Genomic DNA, 18,553 nt, shown 5'->3' with positions numbered 1-18,553 from the left:
TCGGGGCGTTCACGCGGGGTAAATGATGGGGTGAAGGGCAGTAAAACAGCCCAGATATCAGGGTCAGCGGGATTTACCTGCGTAGCCCTCTACAATTTGCACGGATTTTAAGGGCTGGCTGTGTGCCGCTCCATCCGCCCGAATCCCTGTTTCCATCCCTCTCTGACCCTTACATCCTCCACCCGATGCAATTTACCTCTACCCAAAGGCGGGCCCTGGCCTGGTTCTCGATTGCCGCCGTGGCCGTGCTTGCCCTGTGGCTGCTGGGGCCGGTGCTGACTCCGTTTGCTGTTGCGGCCGTGCTGGCCTACATGCTCACACCGCTGGTGGACCGGCTCGACAGCCTGTGTCGGGGTCGTGTGCCGCGTGTACTGGCGGTGGCTGTGGTGGAGCTGTTGTTCATCGTGGTGCTGTTAGCGATTGCGTTGCTGATCGTGCCCATCCTGTTCAAAGAAGCACCGCTGATGCGCGAGCAGTTGCCGCTACTGCTGGACAGCCTGACCGGCTGGCTCAAGCCGCTGCTGGCCCAACTGGGGGTCAAGGTGGCGCTGGACCCGGTGAGCATCAAAGCCTTTGTGTTCAAGTACCTCAATGCCAACTTCGAGGTGGCATTTGGCTCCTTGCTGTCGTCGGTCCAGCTCGGGGGCAGCCTGGCCATGGCGGTACTGGGCAATCTGGTGCTGATACCCGTGGCGTTATTTTATTTGCTGATGGACTGGGACCGCTTCATCGCCCAACTGGTGTCGCTGGTGCCCACCCGCGTGCGCCCGGGTTTTGACAGCTTTGTGGACGAGGCCGATGAAGTGCTGGGCCAGTACCTGCGCGGCCAGCTGTTGGTGATGCTGATCATGGCGGCCTTCTATGCCATCGGCCTGTCGCTGTTTGGGCTGGACCTGGGTTTGCCGATTGGCCTGTTCACCGGGTTGGCCATGTTTGTGCCCTACCTGGGCTTTGGCGTGGGCCTGGTGCTGGCAGCGCTGGCCGGGTTGCTGCAATTTGCGTCCATCAAGGCGCTGGTGATGGTGGCCGTGGTGTTTGGCATAGGCCAGTTCATCGAAAGCCTGTTTCTCACGCCGCGGCTGGTGGGCGAGCGCATTGGCTTGCACCCGCTGGCGGTGATTTTTGCCCTGCTGGCGTTTGGCCAGGTGTTTGGCTTTGTCGGCATTCTGGTGGCCTTGCCCGCCAGCGCCGTGCTGCTGGTCGCCATACGCGGCGTGCGCGACAGCTATATGGCCAGTCGGCTTTACCAAGGCTAGGCAGAGATAGGCATGCAGCAACTGGTATTGGACATCGGTCTGGGCACCAGCCCAACGCTGGCCAACTTTTTTGGCGGCCCCAACGCGGCTGCCTTGCAGCATGTGCACCAGTCTGTGGTCGGTACCGGTCGCCCGTTGCAAACCTACCTGTGGGGCGGCCCCGCCACCGGTAAAACCCATATGCTGCGCGCCGTGCGCGAGGCCTACCGGGTGCAGGCCGCACGCGTGGGCTGGATGGACCCCAGCGTCTACGAGCCCCCGGAATTCGACGACACCTGGGCCGCAGTGCTGTTAGACGACGTGCACCTGTACAACCCGGCGCAGCAGCACATGGCGTTCAAATGGTTTGTCAACGCACAAACCTGCAGTTGCTGGGTGCTGGGTGCTGGCGACGTTCCCCCGGCCGATCTGCAGTTGCGCGAAGATCTGCGCACCCGCCTGGGCGGCGGCAACGTGTTTGCCTTGCAATTGCTGAGCGAGGCCGAGCTGCGCACCGTGCTGGGCCAGGAGGCGCAGGCCCGTGGCGTGACTTTGAGCGCCGAGGTGGTGGACTACCTGCTGCGCCGCTTTAGCCGCGACCTGGGCAGCCTGATGCAATTGCTGGAGCACCTGGACCGCTACGCTCTGCAAACCCAGCGCGCCATCACCATCCCTTTGGTTAAATCCATGCTGGAGACGATTTGAAAGTGACCCCCATGAAGCTGGCCCTGTTCGACCTGGACCATACCTTGCTGCCTTTGGATTCTGACTACGCCTGGGGCGAGTTCACCACCGCCATCGGCTGGACCGACCCGCAGGTGTTCAAGCAGCGCAACGACTATTTCTACGCCCACTACAAGGACGGTACGCTGGACATCGTGGAATACGTTTTGTTTGCTACCGAGGCTGCGCGCCAGCAAGGTGCTGCAAAATCCATAGCTGCTCACGCAGACTTTATGCGCACGGTGATCATTCCGGCCATACAACCCGTGGCGCGCGATTTGTTGAAACAACACCAGGATGCGGGCGACCAGGTCATCATCGTCACCGCCACCAACGCCTTCGTCACCCGCCCGATTGCCGATGCCCTGGGCGTAGCTGAACTCATCGCGGTAGACCTGCAGCAGGGTGCCGACGGCTGGATCACCGGCCAGATCCAGGGTGTGCCCTCGTTCCGTGAAGGCAAGATCACCCGCGTTCAAGACTGGCTGGCCGCACGCGATTTGGGCTGGCAAGATGTTGAAGCCACCTTCTACTCCGACTCCATCAACGACCTGGCCCTGCTGGAAAGAGTCCAGCACCCCGTTGCCACCAATCCCGACGAGCGTTTGCGCGCCATCGCCACCCAGCGTGGATGGCGCATACTGGACTTGTTTACAAAGCAACCATGATCAAGACATTCATCGACAAAATTCTCGGCAAAAAGCCTGCCGCCGCCAAAAAGCCCAAGTTTGGCAAACGCGTCGAAATCCCTGTATCCGAGCACGGCATCGACCCCAACTTGGTGGACGAGCGCGCTTTGAACGTGGTCAGCACCCTGCAGCAAGCGGGTTTTGAGGCCTACATCGTGGGCGGTGCGGTGCGCGACCTGCTGGTCGGCCTGCGCCCCAAAGACTTCGACGTGGCCACCAACGCCACGCCCGAGCAGGTCAAAGGCCTGTTCCGCCGCGCCTTCATCATCGGACGGCGCTTTCGCATCGTGCACGTGGTGTATGGCCGGGGCCGCGAGAACGAAGTCATCGAAGTCTCCACCTTCCGTGCCTACATGGACAACGCCGCCGCCGAGCAGGTGGCGGGCAACGAGCGCACCAGCAAGAGCGAGCTGGCCAATATGAAGCACGCGGTGGATTCCAGTGGCCGCGTCCTGCGCGACAACGTCTGGGGCCCGCAGGAAGAAGACGCGGTCCGCCGCGACTTCACCATCAACGCCATGTACTACGATCCCAAAAGCCAGATTGTGGTGGACTACCACGGTGGCCTGAAGGACAGCAAAAACCACACCATCCGCATGATCGGCGACCCCGCCACGCGCTACCGCGAAGACCCGGTGCGCATCATCCGTGCCGTGCGTTTCGCCGCCAAATTGGGCCCGCTGGGCTTTACGCTGGAGCCCAAAACCGCCGCTCCGCTGGTGAATTCGCAAAAGTTGCTGGCCGACGTGCCGCAAAGCCGCTTGTTCGACGAAATGCTCAAGTTGCTGCAAACCGGCCACGCCGTGGCCACCATCGCCCAACTGCGCAAGCTGGGCATGGCTACCGGCATCTACCCGCTGCTGGATGTGGTGGTGGAGCGCGCCGACCAGCCGTTTGTGCTGGCCGCACTGCAAGACACCGACCGCCGTGTCGGCGAGGGCAAACCGGTCGCGCCCAGCTTCTTGCTAGCCTGCGTGCTGTGGGCCGATGTGCGCGACAGCTGGGCTGCCCGTTCAGGCCATCAGCCCTCGTTTGCGGCGCTGCAAGACGCAGTGGAAGACGTGTTCAACGCCCGCATCGGCGACGTGTCTGGCCGGGGCCGCCTGGCCGGGGACATGCGCGAAACCTGGCTGATGCAACCCCGCTTCGAGAAGCGCGCCGGCAGCGGCCCTTACGGCATGATTGACCAGCCGCGCTTCCGGGCTGCTTTCGATTTCATGCGGTTGCGCGCCGATGCCGGGGAAGTCGAGCAAATCATTGCCGACTGGTGGCAAGAATTCACCACCGGCAGCGACGACCAGCGCGAAGACCTGCTGGCCCAAGCCCGCGAAGAGCAGGCCCGCCGTCAAAAGCCGGTGCGCGTGCCGCGTGTTGTGCCCGTGGCCGGCGCCGCTGCATCCGCAGACGCTGCACCGCAGACCGATCCCGATGCCATACCCAAAAAGCGCCGTCGCCGCCGCAAGCCCAGTGCCGGTGGAGCTGCCGCGCCAGGCTCTGATGCCTGAGTTGCAAGTGACCGCCTACATCGCACTGGGTGCCAACCTGGGCGATGCCGCTGGCACCGTGCGCACCGCCATGGAAAGTATCCACGGCTTGCCGCACACCCAAGTGGTGCGCCGCTCTGCGTTGTACCTGACCACGCCAGTGGATTCGGACGGACCAGACTATGTCAATGCTGTTGTAGAGGTTTTGACTGGCTTGTGTGCGCCCCATCTGCTGGAGCAGCTACAAATTTTAGAGCGTTCAGCTGGCCGCAACCGCCCCTACCGCAATGCACCGCGCACTTTGGATTTGGACCTGGTGTTGTTTGGCAGTGGCCAGATTGACAGCCCGGCGCTGGTAGTGCCACATCCTCGGATGTGGCAGCGGGCCTTTGTGCTGCGTCCCTTGGCCGAGATTGCACCGCATTTGGTCAGCCCCAAACAGCTCAGAGCTGTGCGGGAGCAGGTGATTGAGAAGTTATAAGCCAAATTGCCTGATTAGCTACCTGCCTCAGACCGACTTGCAATTTGGGCTGGATGCGTAAATACTGTAGTTATCAACAGTTACTCGCGAGGTGCCCCATGCCTATGAACCGCATCCAGTTCCAGCCCGGCCTGTCCATGCACGACTTCCAAAGCCAATACGGCAGTGAAGCACAGTGCGAAAGCGCTGTGTTCGCCTCGCGTTGGCCCAAGGGCTGGCGCTGTGCGCATTGCGGGTGTTCCCGCTCGTTTCAAACCCGTAACGGCACAGGTCGCCAACTGTGGGAGTGCTTGATCTGCGGCTACCAGTCCTCCAGCATCGTCGGTACAGTGTTTGAGCACACCAAGCTGCCTCTGACCATCTGGTTCCTGGCCATGTACCTGTTGACGCAGAGCAAGAACTCCATCAGCGCTTTGGAGCTCATGCGCCAGCTTGGCGTGACGTACAAGACCGCCTGGCTAGTCAAACACAAGCTACTGGAGACAATGCGTCTGCGAGAGGAACCACGCCGTCTGGATGGGCGCGTGGAGATCGATGATGCGTATCTGGGCGGTGAGCGCTCGGGCAGCATCAACGGTGGCCGGGGTGCCTTGAACAAATCGGCCTTTGTGGCAGCGGTGCAAACCGACATGGACGGCAAACCACGCTTCATGCGCTTGACACCCATCGTGGCCTTCACGAAGGAGGCTCTCATCGCCTGGGCTGCCAAGAGTTTGAGTAGTACCGCGCATGTGGTCTCTGACGGCTTGCATTGTTTCAAGCAGGTCACGCAGGTGGCCGCCTCCCATGAACGCCATGTGACGGGCAGCGGCAGGCAGTCTGCCAAACGGCCCGAGTTTCGCTGGGTCAACACGATGTTGGGGAATCTGAAAACATCCCTGGCAGGGACCTACCATTCTTTTGACCATACCAAGTACGCGCATCGCTATTTGGCCGAGTTCGCTTACCGTTTTAACCGCCGGTTTGATTTACCGGCGATGTTGCCGCGCTTGCTGCGCGCGGCTGTCACCACCAAGCCGCTTCCTCTGTGCGATCTTCAGTGGTCTGAGGCAGGTAGCTAATCAGGCCAAATTGGCTTCTAGCGCAGACGGTACCTGCGCTGACAGCTACATAAGTTGTAGCGAGCGGCTCAATACGCTTTCTTGTCGTTCAAAACTACCAGTACGGTTTTGACGATGATCCACAGATCAAAGCCCAGCGACCAGTTGCGCAGGTATTCCAGGTCGTATTCGATGCGCTTTTCCATCTTGTCGATGGTGTCGGTTTCGCCCCGGTAGCCGCTCACCTGCGCCCAACCGGTAATGCCTGGCTTCACCTTGTGCCGCACCATGTAGCCTTTGACCAGCTTGCGGTAGGTCTCGTTGTGCGCCACAGCGTGCGGGCGCGGCCCCACAATGCTCATGCGGCCTTGTAACACGTTGAAAAACTGCGGCAGTTCATCCAGCGAGGTCTTGCGCAAAATGTTGCCCAAGGGGGTGATGCGGCTGTCGTTTTTGGTGGCCTGCTTCACCACTGCGCCGTTATCTTCGGTGGTCATGGAGCGAAACTTGTAGACCAAGATCTCTTTGCCATCCAGACCGTAGCGCCGCTGTTTGAAGATGATGGGGCCGGGCGAAGTAAGTTTTACGGCCAGACCCAGCGCCAAAAAGATCGGCGATCCCAGCAGCAAGATGAGCATTGAAATCAGCACGTCTGAGACCCGTTTGACCATGCCGTTCATACCGTTAAACGGGGTTTCGCAGACGGCCATCACCGGCATGGGGCCCACATTGCTCAAGCGGCCTTGGATGAGGTCGGTCATGAAAATATCAGGCACAAAATAAATCGACGCGGTAGTGTCTTTCAGGTCATCCAGCACGCCCAAAATACGTGGCTGCGATGCCATGGGTAGTGCCAAATAAATAGCTTCGACATCGTTTTCTTTCATGTAATTTGCCAAATCACCCATTCGGCCGAGTAAGGGCACCTTGCCCAATTCGTTCAAACGCTCCGAGCTGCGGTCATCAAAAAAACCGAGCACCTGGGTATTCAGATAAGGATTAGATTGGAATTCGCGCAATAAGCGCAATCCCACCTCATTGACACCGGTAATCACTACCCGACGTTGCAGGCCGCTTTTGCGGATGGCTTTAGGCAATGCCCAGCGTAAAAAAAAGTGGCTGCTTATTTGCACAAACGGGGTCAGCACGGCCCAAGCAATCAGCACCGGTCGGGTAAAGCTTTTCATGTAACCCGTAGCAATACCAAATCCCCCCAAGATCACCAGGAAAACCAGCCAGTTGGTGAACAACTTGCGGACCATGCGCCGTGGTATCTCATGAAAGCCAATGTTGCCCGGAAATGACAGTGAAAAGGCAATCACCCCCAGGATCATGTAGCGCGCTGAAAACGGATGTTCATACCAAGCCAGACATGCGGCTAAGGTAACCATGGTAACCACAGGATCTATAAAAGCTTCAAACGCACCGGTTAGCGTAAAGCTTGGGCGGATAAAGTTTTTCTGTTTGTCAAGAGCGTTTATCATGAGTAACTGGATGTGTGATCATATTTTTGGCTTAAAAATACACTTAAATGTACCAACGAATGCTGCTCGGGTGAATTGAAAGATGTATCTGGAGTGTCGATATTCTTTACATAGTAAGAAAGTTACATCTTCACACGAAGTTGTTTTGCAAAATATGTTGCAATGCAACATGCTGTTTTTATTGGAAATGTAGAATGCGCATCAGGGTTTTCCATAGGTTCGGCATAAATTTTGCTACCTCATTTCTGTCCTTATCAATCCAGGGGGGGTTTATGAAAAAATACATTCACTTTTTTGCCGCGACTGTGTTGGGCCTCGGGTCGATTTCTGCTGCATGTGCTACAAATTTGCAGTCCCAAGCGCTGTTGGCACCGACTGCGCAGGCGCAACTGGGCACCAGCAAAGACACTGCGGCGATGGATGCCTTGGTGCAGTCATTGCAAAACTCGGGATTGGTGAAAATGGGTTTTTCACCGGTGTCGCTGGGCCGCGCTGGCGATTCGTCCGACGTTTCTTTGGTCAAAACCGGTACGGAGTTATCAGCCCAGGATGATGTAGGCCAGGGCGATGCCCGTATGTGGCTGGCTGGATTAATGCTTGTCGGCTTGATCGCCATTCGCCGCATCCGCAGTTGAAACGTTTGGTGCTGACTGTCTGGTCTGCGCCTGTTTGCTTCCCCTTGAAGACACAGATTTTTCGTTTCACGTAAGCCGCTATCGCGGCTGATTCCATTGCGATTTGCCGCTTGGCGGCCCCAAATGGCAACCGCCAATGCACTCTGTTTGCCTTCTAGCAAGGCGGGGGTGTGCACGGTTAAACTCCGTGCAGTCATCTTTCTGTCATATTTCTGACGCAATCCCCCCCCTATCAGGAGTTCGCCATGCTGTTTGGCAAGCTATTGCCGCGTGAAGGCAATTTTTTCGAAATGTTCAACCAGCATGCGGATCGCATCGTCGAAGCAGCGCGGGCTTTTTCGCAGTTGGTGGCGAACTACAACGATCCGTACCTGCGCGAGCAGTACAACCGTGACGTAGACAACGCCGAGAGCGCGGCCGACCGCGTGACGCACGATGTCAACAAGCTCTTACACAAGACCTTCATCACGCCCATCGACCGTGAGCAGATCCATAAGCTGATCAACACCATGGACGACGTGGCCGATCTGATCCAGGATTCAGCCGAGACCATGGCCTTGTACGACGTACGCCATATGACGGAAGAAATCACCCGCCTGACTGATTTGAGCGTGAAGTGTTGCGAGCGTCTGAAAGATGCGGTGTACATGCTGGGCAAGATTGCCGAGCCTGCTACCGCCGAGGCGGCTTTGAAGACTTGCGAAGAAATCGACCGTCTTGAGTCGGATGCCGACCGGGTGATGCGCTCTGCCATGAGCAAGCTGTTCCGAGAAGAGCCGGATGTGCGCGAAGTCATCAAGCTTAAAGCGATCTACGAACTGTTGGAAACCATTACCGACAAATGCGAAGACGTGGCCAATGTGATCGAGGGCATCGTCCTCGAAAACTCCTGAGCCGGGGCGTTTCATGGCAACGGTGCAGATAAGTTTGTGGGTGGTGGTGGTTCTGGTGGTGTTGGCTCTGCTGTTCGATTTTATGAACGGGTTCCACGATGCGGCGAATTCCATCGCCACGGTGGTGTCCACGGGCGTGCTCAAGCCAGGGCAGGCCGTGGTATTTGCCGCGTTCTTCAATTTTGTGGCGATTTTCATCTTTCACCTGAGCGTGGCCGCCACGGTGGGTAAGGGAATTGCCGATCCGGGTGTGATCGATGTGCACGTGGTGTTCGGTGCCTTGATCGGGGCGATTTTCTGGAATTTCGTGACCTGGTTCTACGGCATTCCCAGCAGTTCGTCGCACGCGCTGATTGGCGGCATCGTGGGCGCGGTGATGGGCAAGGCGGGTTCCAGCGCACTGGTGTCCAGCGGCATTCTCAAAACCGTGGCGTTTATTTTTATCTCCCCCGTGCTGGGCTTCTTGCTGGGTTCGCTGATGATGGTGGCGGTTGCCTGGATTTGGCGACGCGCCACGCCGTCCAAGGTAGACCGCTGGTTCCGCCGCCTGCAATTGGTGTCCGCGGGTGCCTACAGCCTGGGCCATGGCGGTAACGATGCCCAAAAGACCATCGGCATCATCTGGATGCTGCTGATTGCCACCGGCTATTCGGCTTCTACCGATGCGTCTCCGCCTACCTGGGCTATTGTGAGCTGTTACACCGCGATTGCAGCGGGCACCATGTTTGGTGGCTGGCGGATCGTGAAGACCATGGGGCAAAAAATTACCAAGCTCAAACCGGTGGGTGGTTTTTGTGCTGAAACGGGTGGGGCGTTGACCTTGTTCCTGGCGACCGCCCTGGGCGTACCTGTATCCACAACGCACACGATTACGGGCGCGATTGTGGGTGTGGGGTCTACCCAGCGGGCCAGCGCGGTGCGCTGGGGCGTGGCCGGCACGATTGTGTGGGCCTGGATTTTCACCATCCCCGCTAGTGCCTTTGTGGCTGCTATTGCCTATTGGCTCAGCTTGCAAATTTTTTAAATCACTGGCTCAGTTTTTGGCCTAGCTCGATCTGGTATTCGAAGTAACGTTGGAAGCTGAAGGCCAGGCTGGCCATCAAGGTGCCGGTGCCTACCAGCAAAGCACACACCAGTGCACCTACGGTGATCCAGTTGGTTTGGCCGGGCAGGGCATCGGTAGCGTTGCGGGGGTTGAATTTGGCGTTCCATTTTTCGGGTGCCATCAGGCCGTAGACGATGGCGGTCAGCGCGCTGGCGGCCATGCTAAAGCCCAGCAGTGGAATCAATACCCAGCTCCAGTGGTCGTCCAGCCCGGCGACTTGCACTCGCTGCACACCGTACAGCCCCAGTGCGCTAGGAATCCAATATAGCCAGCCCCACAGGTCACCCAGGCCGTGCAGGTAGAAACGGTGCAGGCCGAGCGGACCGCCTAAAAATGCTAGCCAGGCAGCCAAAGTTTTGTTTTTCATAGAGCCCGATTATTCAGGCGAATTGCTGTCTGCCGCGCCCAGGGCTTTTTCCATCATCACCACGTCCAGCCAGCGGCCAAACTTCCAGCCGCAGGCGCGCAGCACGCCCACGTGGGTAAAATCCAAGGATTTATGCACGCCGATTGAGCCTGCATTGGCCGAATCACCAATCACGGCAATCAGCTTGCGCACGCCCACACGTTCGGCCTGGGCCGCCAATTCGGTCAGCAGCAGCCGTCCCCATCCTTTGCCGCTGATGTCGGGAACCAGGTACACCGAGTCTTCGGCAGAGAAGCGGTAGGCCGGACGCGGCTTGAACCAGTTGCAGTAGGCAAAGCCCAGCACCTGGTCTGCATCCGTCAGGACCAGGTAGGGCAGGCCTTTGGCCAACACGTCGGCGCGGCGGGTGGCCATGTCTTCGGCACTGGGCGGGGTGGTCTCAAAAGTGCCTGTGCCGTGCAGCACGTGGTGGGTGTAAATGGCGGTGATGGCGGCGATATCTTCGTCACGTGCAGGGCGGATGGTGGGCATGGGTAAAGCGAAGTTGGGTCGCGGTATAATAGAAGGCTTTTCAGCGTGTCACTGGCTAGGTGGTCAGTTGCGTGTCTCAACGCTGGGATTAAACGCCATGTAAGCGCCAGGCGCACGCTTGGTACTTGTGGCAATCGGCTGGAACCCTTTCCAGCTACCCCGAAGGATAAATCATGGTCGTTATTCGACTCGCCCGTGGCGGTGCAAAAGCACGCCCGTTTTTCAATATCGTTGTGGCCGATAAACGCAACCGCCGTGACGGTCGTTTCATTGAGCGCGTGGGTTTTTACAACCCCAGCGCCACTGCCAATGAAGAAAGCATCCGCATCGTGCAAGACCGCCTGACCTACTGGCGTAGCGTGGGTGCCCAGGCTTCCCCTACGGTGGAACGTCTGATCGCCCAAGCTGCCAAGGCTGCCGCTCCTACTGCCTAAATGAAATAGTGGGCGACGGTACTTTTGGTACTTTTGCCTGCAGCGCACGCCATGATGCCCTCACTCGATACCGCAGAATTACCAGCGGATGCCATTGAAGTAGGGCGCATTGGCGATGCATGGGGAGTCAAAGGCTGGTTCAAGGTCGTCTCCCACAGCGCCGCACCCGAGGCGCTTTTTTCTTCCAAACGCTGGTACCTGCAGCCTACCGAGCGGGGTGCCAAGCCCTTCGACGGTACCCGGCTGCTGCGCGTGCTGGAAGCCAAAGAACATTCGGGTGGTGTCGTGGCCCAATCCACTGAGGTGGTGGGGCGCGATGCTGCCGAGGCATTGCGCGGTTCGCGCATTTTCGTGGCCCGTACCAGCTTTCCCAGCGTTTCCACTGATGAATACTACTGGGTCGATTTGATCGGCCTGGACGTGGTCAACCGCGAAGGCGTGGCACTGGGGCAGGTCAAAGAATTGCTGTCTACCGGCGCGCAAACCGTGCTGGTCATCGCTTACCAGGAAGCGGACGAAGCTGGTGTCGTGCAAGCTCTGGAGCGCATGGTGCCGTTTGTTGCTGTGTACGTGGACAAGGTCGATTTATCTGGCCGCCTCATCACCGTAGACTGGCAGCCCGACTACTGAAGCGTCAGGCGTTGTGCATGCGGTTCGACATCATCAGTCTTTTCCCCGAGTTGTTTGCGCCGTTTTTGACCAGCGGCGTGACGCGCCGTGCGTTCGAGTCGGGCCTGGTTGAGCTGCATCTGTGGAACCCGCGTGATTTCGCCGACGGCAACTACCGCCGGGTAGACGACCGGCCTTTTGGCGGCGGCCCGGGCATGGTCATGCTGGCCGAGCCGTTGGCGCGCTGCTTGGCCGCCATCCAGGCCGCCCGCGCCGATGCGGCACCCGTCGTTTTGTTTTCCCCCTTGGGGCCCGCGCTCACGCACGCCACCGTGGAAACCTGGTCGGCCAGCACAGGCGCGGTGCTGGTGTGCGGACGCTACGAAGGCATAGACCAGCGCTTTATCGACCGTTATGTGACCCACCAGATCAGCCTGGGTGATTTCGTGCTGTCGGGCGGCGAAATCGCGGCCCTGGCCTTGCTGGACGCGGTGGCGCGTTTGCAGCCCGGCGTGCTGAACGACGCGGGCAGCCACCAATTTGACAGCTTCAACCCCGCACTCGACGGCCTGCTGGATTGTCCGCACTACACCCGCCCCGAAACCTGGGAGGGCCACGCCGTGCCAGCAGCTCTGCTATCAGGCCACCACGTGCAGATTGAACGCTGGCGGCGCGACCAACGCCTGCAACTCACCGCACAGCGCCGCCCCGATCTGCTGCAAGCCGCCCGCAACGCGGGCCGCCTGGGCCGCGACGACGAGCGCTTCTTGAGGAGTCTGCCGCCGGTTTGAAAAGACTGTACTGCGTGAAATGCTACACTCGAAGGCTTTTCGATCCTATACCCGGCCGCTTTCCATTCTGGTAGGCATTAGCTAATTTTGGCGCGGGCATGATCACTAGAGGAAAACCATGAACTTAATCGAAATCCTGGAACAGGAAGAAATCGCCCGTCTGGCCAAAGTGATCCCGTCGTTCGCCCCAGGCGACACCGTGATCGTCAGCGTCAACGTGGTTGAAGGTGCCCGCAAGCGCGTGCAGGCCTATGAAGGTGTCGTGATTGCCAAGCGCAACCGTGGCCTCAACAGCGGCTTTACCGTGCGCAAGATCTCCAGCGGCGAAGGCGTGGAGCGTACGTTCCAAACCTACAGCCCGTTGATCGCTGGCATCGAAGTCAAGCGCCGTGGTGATGTGCGCCGCGCCAAGCTGTACTACCTGCGTGACCGCAGCGGCAAGTCGGCACGTATCAAGGAAAAGTTGCCTAACCGCATCAAGGTCGCAGCTGCCAAGGCCGCCGCTACTGCAGTGTAATCTGCACGGTTCCTTGAAAAAGCCGCCATATGCGTCAAGCTGTGGCGGTTTTTTTATGGGCTTTTGAATTTTTGAGATGTCGCAATTACCGTTGACTCCTTTGGCGAAGCTGCCCCACTTCGACCCGCGCCAGGTACCTGTATTGGGCCATGACGCGCACCTACCTGCAGTCGCTGCGGCGCAACTGCTGCCCGAGGCCCTTCGCCAACGCTTTCAGAACCCGCCGGTGTGGCAGCCCGAGGTGCGCTCCGAGCCGCGCTTTACCGACCGCGCCCCCCGCCACGCTGCCGTGCTGATTCCCATCGTGCAGCACAGTCTGGCGCACGGCGGGCCGACCATCCTGCTGACCGAGCGCACTGCACACATGTCGTCGCACGCCGGGCAGATTGCTTTTCCCGGTGGCAAGGTGGATGCCACCGACGTGGATGCCAGTGCCACCGCCCTGCGCGAGGCCTGGGAAGAGGTGGGCCTGGCACCTGGGTATGTGCAGGTGATAGGGGAGTTGCCCGCCTACGTGACTGGCACGGCCTTCATCGTCACACCTGTGGTGGCGCTGGTGCAGCCCGGTTTCACGCTGGTACACCAGCCCGAAGAAGTGGCCGATGCCTTCGAGGTGCCGCTGGCTTTCCTGATGGACCCGGCGCACCACCGCCGCCATGCGTTCGAGTGGGAAGGCGTGCAGCGTGAGTGGTTTTCGATGCCCTACACCGATGCCCAGGGTGAGCGTTTCATCTGGGGTGCCACTGCGGGCATGCTGCGAAATTTCTACCGATTCCTTGCCGCCTGAAAGCGCGCCACAGCCGACCGTTATCATCCTGCCATGAGCTTTTTTGCGATCATGTTTGCGCTCTTGCTAGAGCAGGTGCGCCCCGTAGCCCGAGACAACCCCATACACGGCCTGCTGCGCGCCTGGGTGCGGGCATCCAGCCGGAATTTTGACGCGGGCAAACCGCATCACGGTTGGGTCGTGTGGGCCTTGGCGGTGGTCTTGCCCAGCCTGGCTGCGTTGGGGCTGCACTGGTTGCTGGTGTGGGCCATTGGCTGGCCGGTGGCGGTGCTGTGGAACGTGGTTGTGCTGTACCTGACGCTGGGTTTTCGCCAGTTCAGCCACCATTTCACCGAGATCCGCGACGCGCTGGAGAGTGGCGATGAGCCGCTGGCGCGCGAGCTGCTTGCGCAGTGGCAGCAGGTGGATGCCACCGAGCTGCCGCGCAGTGAAATAGTCCGCCACGTGATCGAGTATTCGGTGCTGGCCGCGCACCGCCATGTGTTTGGCGTGCTGGCCTGGTATTCGGTGCTGGCCGCGCTGGGTCTGGGGCCTGCGGGTGCGGTGTTTTACCGGCTGAGCGAATTTGTCTCGCGCTACTGGAAACACAAGGCCCGCGACCGGCACCAGCCCGCCAGTGCCTCATTGCAAAAAGCCGCCGCCAACGCCTGGACGGCTATCGACTGGCTGCCCGCCCGCGCCACCGCCCTGGGTTTTGCGGTGGTAGGCAGTTTTGAAGATGCCATCGACAGCTGGCGCAACTACGCCCAGCGCTTTCCCAACGACAACGACGGCGTGGTGCTGGCCGCCACCTCGGGTGCGCTGAACGTGCGCCTGGGCGGCGAGGCATTGAAGACCATGGAGGCCATCGGCTACAGCCAGGCAACCCCTTTGGAGCTGGGTGTAGACACCGAATCAACCCCGGGCCGCGACCCCGAACTGGCGCATCTGCGCAGTGTGGTGGGCCTGGTCTGGCGTGCTGTCGTGCTGTGGATGGGCATGCTGGCCCTGTTGACCCTGGCCAATCTGTTGGGCTGATTTTTAAAGAAAATAGAGCTCTAGCGCAGATGGTATCTACGCTATTAGCTATGAAAGTAGTAGCATTTTGACTTCTTCCCCCTTTTGGAGCCCAGTGGTCGCTGGCCTCGTGCCCTACGTCCCCGGCGAACAGCCCAAGGTCGCGAACCTGACCAAGCTCAACACCAACGAAAACCCGTATCCGCCGTCTCCCAAGGTGGTGGCCGCCCTGCAGGCCGCGGCCCAGCAGGGAATGCAGCTCTACCCCGATCCGGAATCCGTGGCTTTGCGCACCGAAATTGCCCGGCAGTACGGCCTGCAGATGGACCAGGTGTTTGTGGGCAACAGTTCGGACGAGGTGCTGGCGCATGCCTTCTTTGCCCTGTTCCAGCAGGGCGCGCCGTTAGTACTTCCCGATGTGGCCTACCCCTTCTACCAGGTGTACTGCGGGCTGTACGGCATCCCCATGCACGTGGTTCCCTTGGCCGATGGCTTGCGTGTCGATGTGGAGGCGCTGACGGCACCTGAAATGGCCGGTGTGGTGATTGCCAACCCGAACGCGCCTACCGGCATCGGCCTGCCGCTGGCGCAGATCGAGCGCCTGCTGCAAATGCACCCGCAGCATGCGGTGCTGGTGGACGAAGCGTACGTGGACTTTGGCGGCGAATCCGCCGTGGGCTTGATAGACCGTTACCCGAATCTGTTGGTGACGCAAACCCTGTCCAAATCGCGCTCGCTGGCGGGTTTGCGCGTCGGTCTGGCCTGCGGCCAGCGGCCTTTGATCGAGGCGCTGGAGCGGGTGAAGAACAGCTTCAATTCCTACCCGCTGGGCCGCCTGGCGCAGGCGGGTGCGCTGGCGGCTTTTGAAGACCAGGCCTACTTTGCCCAGACCTGTGCTGCCGTGGTCCACAGCCGCGAAGGCCTGGTGCTGCAGCTGGAAGACATGGGTTTTGAAGTGCTGCCGTCACAGGCCAACTTTGTGTTTGCCCGCCATCCGCAGCACGACGCGGCCGGGCTGGCGGCGCAACTGCGGGCGCGGGCGGTGCTTGTGCGGCACTTCAAGCAGGCCCGCGTTAACCAGTACCTGCGCATCAGTGCGGGCACGCCTGCGCAGTGCGATACCTTGCTGGAGGCGTTGGCGGCCATCCTTGGCTAAAACTTCGGCGCGTCCAGTTCTGCAAACAGGTCTTTATAGATTTTGTAGCGCCTATCGCTGATGCTGCCTGGGCTGGAGTCGGTTTTGACTGCTGCAATTACCCCGCAGCCCGGCTCGTGCAGATGGGTGCAGTTGTAGAACTTGCACTGCTCCACAAACGGTTTGATGTCGGGCATCAGCCCCGACAAATGCCGGGCATCGATGTGGTGCAGGCCAAACTCCTGGAAGCCCGGCGAGTCGATCAACGCGGTATTTGCGGCCTTGTCCACCCAGTACCAGGTGGTGCTGGTGGTGGTGTGCTTGCCGGTGTTCAGCGCCTGCGAGATTTCGCGGGTGGCGGCCAGCGCGCCGGGCACCAAGTGGTTGGTCAGCGTGCTCTTGCCTGCGCCCGACGGGCCCAGCACCAGCGTGGTTTTGCCCGCCAGTTCGGCCTTCAATGCATCCAGGCTGTCGCTGGAGCCCTTGAGCGACAGCGGCAGCATGCGGTAGCCCATGTCGCGGTAGGCGGCCAGCCAGCCCCAGGCGCGCTCGAAGGGCACGGTCAAATCCTGCTTGTTCAGTACGATCAGCGGGCGGATGCGCTCTGCCTCGGCGGCGATCAGGGCGCGGGACAGTTGGGTTTCCGAGAACTCGGGCTCGGCGGCGATCAGGATCAGCACCTGGTCCAGGTTGGCGGCAAACGACTTGGTGCGGATCTCGTCCTGGCGGTAGAACAGGTTGCGGCGCGGTTGCAGTTTTTCGATGGTGCCGTCCTCGCCCTGGCCCTCGGCTCCGGGCAACCAATGCACCGTATCGCCCACCACGGCGGTGCTTTTTTTGCCGCGGGGGTGGCAGATCAGGCGGGTGCCGTCGGGGCGCTCCACCATGCAGTGGCGGCCATAGGTGGCGACCACCAGGCCAGGTAATAGTGACGGTTTGGGGGTGGGGCGGCCGCTCAAACCGGTGCTTTCGTCACCAGCAAGCCATTCACAAGCGCAGCGCAGTCGAAGTCGCTGACCGACAAGCCACCCACGTCATGGGTGTTGAAGCGCACCACGCAGCGGTTGTAGCTGACCTGCAAATCCGGGTGATGGTCTTGCGTGTGGGCCACAAACGCCACCGCATTCATAAAAGCGATGGTCTCGAAGTACTTGGCAAAGCGGAAGGTTTTGGTGATGGCCACCGAGGCCCCGTCGCCGTCTAATTGCCAGCCGTCCACGTGGGCCAGCTTTGCTACGATTTGTGTAGCTGTCAGTGCAGAGCGCTTCTGCGTGGACCAGTCTTTTTTCTTGAAATCGGATGTCATGCCGTTACTCCTTGTGCCGCACCGTGGGCCATGCGCGCTAGCCGCTCGGAGGCGGGTGGGTGCGAATAGTAGAACTTCACGAACACCGGGTCGGGCGTGAGGGTGGAGGCGTTGTCTTCGTACATCTTTAGCAGGGCGCTTGATAAGTCCTGGCCGCTGGTCTGCTGCACCGCGTAGGCATCGGCCTGAAATTCGTGCTTGCGTGACACCTGGGCCGATAGCGGTGCGATGAAGAAGGTCACCACCGGTGTGACCAGCATGAACAGCAGCAGCGCCAGCGCGTCGTTGGGTGCCCCCGACATATTCGGAATCACGCTCAGGCCGGTGTAGAACCACACCTGGGTCGACAGCCAGCCCAGCAGCGCAAAGCCCAGCAGGCTGAAGGCAAACATGGTCACGATGCGCTGGATGATGTGCTTGTGCTTGAAATGGCCGAGTTCATGGGCCAGCACCGCATCCACTTCAGCCGGGGCCAGTTTGCTCAGCAAGGTGTCGTAAAACACCACGCGCTTGGCGGCGCCGAAGCCGGTGAAGTAGGCGTTGGCGTGTGCGCTGCGCTTGCTGCCGTCCATTACAAACAAGCCCTTGGCCGCGAAGCCGCAGCGCTGCATCAGGGCGGTGACGCGGGCTTTCAAAGCAACGTCCTCCAGCGGCTTGAATTTGTTGAACAGCGGTGCAATGAAGCTGGGGTAGACCATCAACAGCAACAGGTTGATGCCCATCCAGGCGCTCCAGGCCCACAGCCACCACATCGGCCCGGCGGTGCCCATGAGCCACAGGATCAAGGCGGCAATCGGCAGGCCGATCGCGGCGCCCACCACGCTGGACTTGACCAGGTCGCCCAGCCACAGTGTGAAGGTGGTCTTGTTGAAACCAAAGCGCTCTTCGATCACAAAGGTTTGGTACACCGACAGGGGCATGTCGATGAGTCCGCTGATCAGCACAAAGCCGACCAGCACTGCCAACTGCTGCAGCATGCCGCCGCCCAGCCAGGCCAGCAGGCTTTGGTTCAGCAGATTTAGGCCGCCCAGCAGCGTCCAGCCCATCAACACCGCCGTGCCTAGCGATAGCTCCAGCAGACCGAAGCGGGCCTTAGTGATGGTGTAGTCGGCGGCTTTTTGATGGGCTTCCAGGGTGATGCTGCTGGCGAAGGCGGCGGGCACGGTGTGGCGGTGCTGGGCCACGTGGCGTATCTGGCGCGAGGCCAGCCACATCTTGACGATGATGCCGACCAACAGCACGGTGGCAAAGCCCAAACTCAGGGCTAAAGAGGGAGAAAACACGATGGGATCTTGCATACCCGCAAGTTTA

22 protein-coding genes are annotated in these 18,553 nt (G+C 60.0%); 16 read left to right on the top strand and 6 right to left on the bottom strand.

Features of this window, described 5'->3' with window-relative positions; translation table 11 throughout:
* Nucleotides 1–185: 185 nt before the first annotated feature.
* The 6 genes from AC097L_RS05300 (at nt 186) to AC097L_RS05275 (ending at nt 5,673) form a co-directional block, all read left to right on the top strand.
* Nucleotides 186–1,256 carry an AI-2E family transporter gene (locus AC097L_RS05300; RefSeq protein ID WP_479585133.1) on the top strand — a complete coding sequence of 357 codons (1,071 nt, stop codon included), beginning with the start codon at nt 186–188 and terminating at the stop codon, nt 1,254–1,256.
* Between the two features lie 12 nt (nt 1,257–1,268).
* Entirely contained in the window at nt 1,269–1,940 is a 672-nt protein-coding gene (hda, locus tag AC097L_RS05295; protein ID WP_479585130.1) for a DnaA regulatory inactivator Hda, read from the top strand.
* Nucleotides 1,941–1,951: 11 nt separating this feature from the next.
* The gene (locus AC097L_RS05290) at nt 1,952–2,626 is read left to right on the top strand and encodes a histidinol-phosphatase (protein WP_479585471.1); all 675 of its coding nucleotides are present in this window, start codon (nt 1,952–1,954) and stop codon (nt 2,624–2,626) included.
* Nucleotides 2,623–4,152: a polynucleotide adenylyltransferase PcnB gene (gene pcnB / locus AC097L_RS05285; RefSeq protein WP_479585128.1), complete on the top strand. Its 1,530-nt coding sequence runs from the start codon at nt 2,623–2,625 to the stop codon at nt 4,150–4,152. The genes AC097L_RS05290 and pcnB overlap by 4 nt, the downstream gene beginning before the upstream one ends.
* Nucleotides 4,145–4,612, top strand: a complete 468-nt coding sequence (folK, locus tag AC097L_RS05280; protein WP_479585126.1) for a 2-amino-4-hydroxy-6-hydroxymethyldihydropteridine diphosphokinase — start codon at nt 4,145–4,147, stop codon at nt 4,610–4,612. The genes pcnB and folK overlap by 8 nt, the downstream gene beginning before the upstream one ends.
* A 98-nt stretch (nt 4,613–4,710) precedes the next feature.
* Nucleotides 4,711–5,673, top strand: a complete 963-nt coding sequence (locus AC097L_RS05275; RefSeq protein ID WP_479585124.1) for an IS1595 family transposase — start codon at nt 4,711–4,713, stop codon at nt 5,671–5,673.
* Nucleotides 5,674–5,741: 68 nt separating this feature from the next.
* Here the strand turns inward: AC097L_RS05275 and AC097L_RS05270 are convergent, their stop codons facing one another.
* Nucleotides 5,742–7,136, bottom strand: a complete 1,395-nt coding sequence (locus tag AC097L_RS05270) for an undecaprenyl-phosphate glucose phosphotransferase (protein ID WP_479585123.1) — start codon at nt 7,134–7,136, stop codon at nt 5,742–5,744.
* A gap of 194 nt (nt 7,137–7,330) precedes the next feature.
* On the opposite strand from AC097L_RS05270, the gene AC097L_RS05265 reads away from it, so the two are divergent.
* The 3 genes from AC097L_RS05265 to AC097L_RS05255 all read left to right on the top strand — a co-directional run bounded on the left by AC097L_RS05265 (nt 7,331) and on the right by AC097L_RS05255 (nt 9,688).
* Nucleotides 7,331–7,771 carry a hypothetical protein gene (locus AC097L_RS05265; protein ID WP_479585122.1) on the top strand — a complete coding sequence of 147 codons (441 nt, stop codon included), beginning with the start codon at nt 7,331–7,333 and terminating at the stop codon, nt 7,769–7,771.
* 245 nt (nt 7,772–8,016) lie between these two features.
* Nucleotides 8,017–8,664 carry a DUF47 domain-containing protein gene (locus AC097L_RS05260; protein ID WP_295953565.1) on the top strand — a complete coding sequence of 216 codons (648 nt, stop codon included), beginning with the start codon at nt 8,017–8,019 and terminating at the stop codon, nt 8,662–8,664.
* 13 nt (nt 8,665–8,677) lie between these two features.
* Nucleotides 8,678–9,688: an inorganic phosphate transporter gene (locus AC097L_RS05255; RefSeq protein ID WP_479585121.1), complete on the top strand. Its 1,011-nt coding sequence runs from the start codon at nt 8,678–8,680 to the stop codon at nt 9,686–9,688.
* 1 nt (nt 9,689) lies between these two features.
* On the opposite strand, the gene AC097L_RS05250 is transcribed toward AC097L_RS05255, so the two are convergent.
* Both AC097L_RS05250 and AC097L_RS05245 read right to left on the bottom strand, forming a co-directional pair.
* Complete coding sequence (locus tag AC097L_RS05250) at nt 9,690–10,136, bottom strand: TM2 domain-containing protein (RefSeq protein WP_479585120.1); 447 nt, start codon at nt 10,134–10,136, stop codon at nt 9,690–9,692.
* A 9-nt stretch (nt 10,137–10,145) separates the two neighbouring features.
* Nucleotides 10,146–10,667, bottom strand: a complete 522-nt coding sequence (locus AC097L_RS05245) for an N-acetyltransferase family protein (RefSeq protein ID WP_479585119.1) — start codon at nt 10,665–10,667, stop codon at nt 10,146–10,148.
* A gap of 173 nt (nt 10,668–10,840) precedes the next feature.
* On the opposite strand from AC097L_RS05245, the gene rpsP reads away from it, so the two are divergent.
* The 7 genes from rpsP to hisC all read left to right on the top strand — a co-directional run bounded on the left by rpsP (nt 10,841) and on the right by hisC (nt 15,957).
* Nucleotides 10,841–11,101, top strand: coding sequence for a 30S ribosomal protein S16 (gene rpsP / locus AC097L_RS05240; RefSeq protein WP_295953552.1), 261 nt, complete (start codon nt 10,841–10,843; stop codon nt 11,099–11,101).
* Nucleotides 11,102–11,152: 51 nt separating this feature from the next.
* Nucleotides 11,153–11,731: a ribosome maturation factor RimM gene (rimM, locus tag AC097L_RS05235; RefSeq protein ID WP_479585118.1), complete on the top strand. Its 579-nt coding sequence runs from the start codon at nt 11,153–11,155 to the stop codon at nt 11,729–11,731.
* Nucleotides 11,732–11,748: 17 nt separating this feature from the next.
* Nucleotides 11,749–12,501, top strand: a complete 753-nt coding sequence (gene trmD / locus AC097L_RS05230; RefSeq protein WP_479585116.1) for a tRNA (guanosine(37)-N1)-methyltransferase TrmD — start codon at nt 11,749–11,751, stop codon at nt 12,499–12,501.
* A gap of 118 nt (nt 12,502–12,619) precedes the next feature.
* The gene (gene rplS, locus AC097L_RS05225) at nt 12,620–13,018 is read left to right on the top strand and encodes a 50S ribosomal protein L19 (RefSeq protein WP_479585115.1); all 399 of its coding nucleotides are present in this window, start codon (nt 12,620–12,622) and stop codon (nt 13,016–13,018) included.
* A 76-nt stretch (nt 13,019–13,094) separates the two neighbouring features.
* The gene (locus AC097L_RS05220; protein ID WP_479585113.1) at nt 13,095–13,805 is read left to right on the top strand and encodes a CoA pyrophosphatase; all 711 of its coding nucleotides are present in this window, start codon (nt 13,095–13,097) and stop codon (nt 13,803–13,805) included.
* Nucleotides 13,806–13,838: 33 nt separating this feature from the next.
* Nucleotides 13,839–14,822, top strand: coding sequence for a CobD/CbiB family protein (locus AC097L_RS05215; RefSeq protein ID WP_479585112.1), 984 nt, complete (start codon nt 13,839–13,841; stop codon nt 14,820–14,822).
* Nucleotides 14,823–14,889: 67 nt separating this feature from the next.
* On the top strand, nt 14,890–15,957 hold the full coding sequence (gene hisC / locus AC097L_RS05210) for a histidinol-phosphate transaminase (protein ID WP_479585111.1): 1,068 nt from the start codon (nt 14,890–14,892) through the stop codon (nt 15,955–15,957).
* Here hisC and rsgA read toward each other — a convergent pair.
* From rsgA to AC097L_RS05195, 3 genes are all read right to left on the bottom strand, one after another.
* Nucleotides 15,954–16,823: a ribosome small subunit-dependent GTPase A gene (gene rsgA / locus AC097L_RS05205; protein ID WP_479585470.1), complete on the bottom strand. Its 870-nt coding sequence runs from the start codon at nt 16,821–16,823 to the stop codon at nt 15,954–15,956. The genes hisC and rsgA overlap by 4 nt on opposite strands.
* A gap of 68 nt (nt 16,824–16,891) precedes the next feature.
* Nucleotides 16,892–17,242 (bottom strand): 4a-hydroxytetrahydrobiopterin dehydratase, encoded by a 351-nt coding sequence (locus AC097L_RS05200; RefSeq protein WP_479585110.1) that lies wholly within the window; start codon nt 17,240–17,242, stop codon nt 16,892–16,894.
* Complete coding sequence (locus AC097L_RS05195) at nt 17,239–18,540, bottom strand: M48 family metallopeptidase (RefSeq protein ID WP_479585109.1); 1,302 nt, start codon at nt 18,538–18,540, stop codon at nt 17,239–17,241. Before AC097L_RS05195 ends, AC097L_RS05200 begins: the two co-directional genes overlap by 4 nt.
* Nucleotides 18,541–18,553 lie beyond the last annotated feature (13 nt).

This window comes from Rhodoferax sp. RT5P35, assembly GCF_056521385.1.
This window is presented reverse-complemented; position numbering and strand designations above follow the sequence as displayed.

Coding starts and splice junctions, on each gene's coding strand:
- AC097L_RS05290 (WP_479585471.1), top strand. CDS start 1,952: ATGAAGCTGGCCCTGTTCGACCTGGACCATACCTTGCTGCCTTTGGAT.
- trmD (WP_479585116.1), top strand. CDS start 11,749: ATGCGGTTCGACATCATCAGTCTTTTCCCCGAGTTGTTTGCGCCGTTT.
- AC097L_RS05260 (WP_295953565.1), top strand. CDS start 8,017: ATGCTGTTTGGCAAGCTATTGCCGCGTGAAGGCAATTTTTTCGAAATG.
- AC097L_RS05220 (WP_479585113.1), top strand. CDS start 13,095: ATGTCGCAATTACCGTTGACTCCTTTGGCGAAGCTGCCCCACTTCGAC.
- AC097L_RS05265 (WP_479585122.1), top strand. CDS start 7,331: ATGCGCATCAGGGTTTTCCATAGGTTCGGCATAAATTTTGCTACCTCA.
- rsgA (WP_479585470.1), bottom strand. CDS start 16,823: ATGGTGGAGCGCCCCGACGGCACCCGCCTGATCTGCCACCCCCGCGGC.
- rimM (WP_479585118.1), top strand. CDS start 11,153: ATGATGCCCTCACTCGATACCGCAGAATTACCAGCGGATGCCATTGAA.
- AC097L_RS05255 (WP_479585121.1), top strand. CDS start 8,678: ATGGCAACGGTGCAGATAAGTTTGTGGGTGGTGGTGGTTCTGGTGGTG.
- folK (WP_479585126.1), top strand. CDS start 4,145: ATGCCTGAGTTGCAAGTGACCGCCTACATCGCACTGGGTGCCAACCTG.
- AC097L_RS05200 (WP_479585110.1), bottom strand. CDS start 17,242: ATGACATCCGATTTCAAGAAAAAAGACTGGTCCACGCAGAAGCGCTCT.
- AC097L_RS05275 (WP_479585124.1), top strand. CDS start 4,711: ATGCCTATGAACCGCATCCAGTTCCAGCCCGGCCTGTCCATGCACGAC.
- AC097L_RS05215 (WP_479585112.1), top strand. CDS start 13,839: ATGAGCTTTTTTGCGATCATGTTTGCGCTCTTGCTAGAGCAGGTGCGC.
- hda (WP_479585130.1), top strand. CDS start 1,269: ATGCAGCAACTGGTATTGGACATCGGTCTGGGCACCAGCCCAACGCTG.
- AC097L_RS05195 (WP_479585109.1), bottom strand. CDS start 18,540: ATGCAAGATCCCATCGTGTTTTCTCCCTCTTTAGCCCTGAGTTTGGGC.
- pcnB (WP_479585128.1), top strand. CDS start 2,623: ATGATCAAGACATTCATCGACAAAATTCTCGGCAAAAAGCCTGCCGCC.
- AC097L_RS05245 (WP_479585119.1), bottom strand. CDS start 10,667: ATGCCCACCATCCGCCCTGCACGTGACGAAGATATCGCCGCCATCACC.
- AC097L_RS05270 (WP_479585123.1), bottom strand. CDS start 7,136: ATGATAAACGCTCTTGACAAACAGAAAAACTTTATCCGCCCAAGCTTT.
- AC097L_RS05300 (WP_479585133.1), top strand. CDS start 186: ATGCAATTTACCTCTACCCAAAGGCGGGCCCTGGCCTGGTTCTCGATT.
- rplS (WP_479585115.1), top strand. CDS start 12,620: ATGAACTTAATCGAAATCCTGGAACAGGAAGAAATCGCCCGTCTGGCC.
- rpsP (WP_295953552.1), top strand. CDS start 10,841: ATGGTCGTTATTCGACTCGCCCGTGGCGGTGCAAAAGCACGCCCGTTT.
- AC097L_RS05250 (WP_479585120.1), bottom strand. CDS start 10,136: ATGAAAAACAAAACTTTGGCTGCCTGGCTAGCATTTTTAGGCGGTCCG.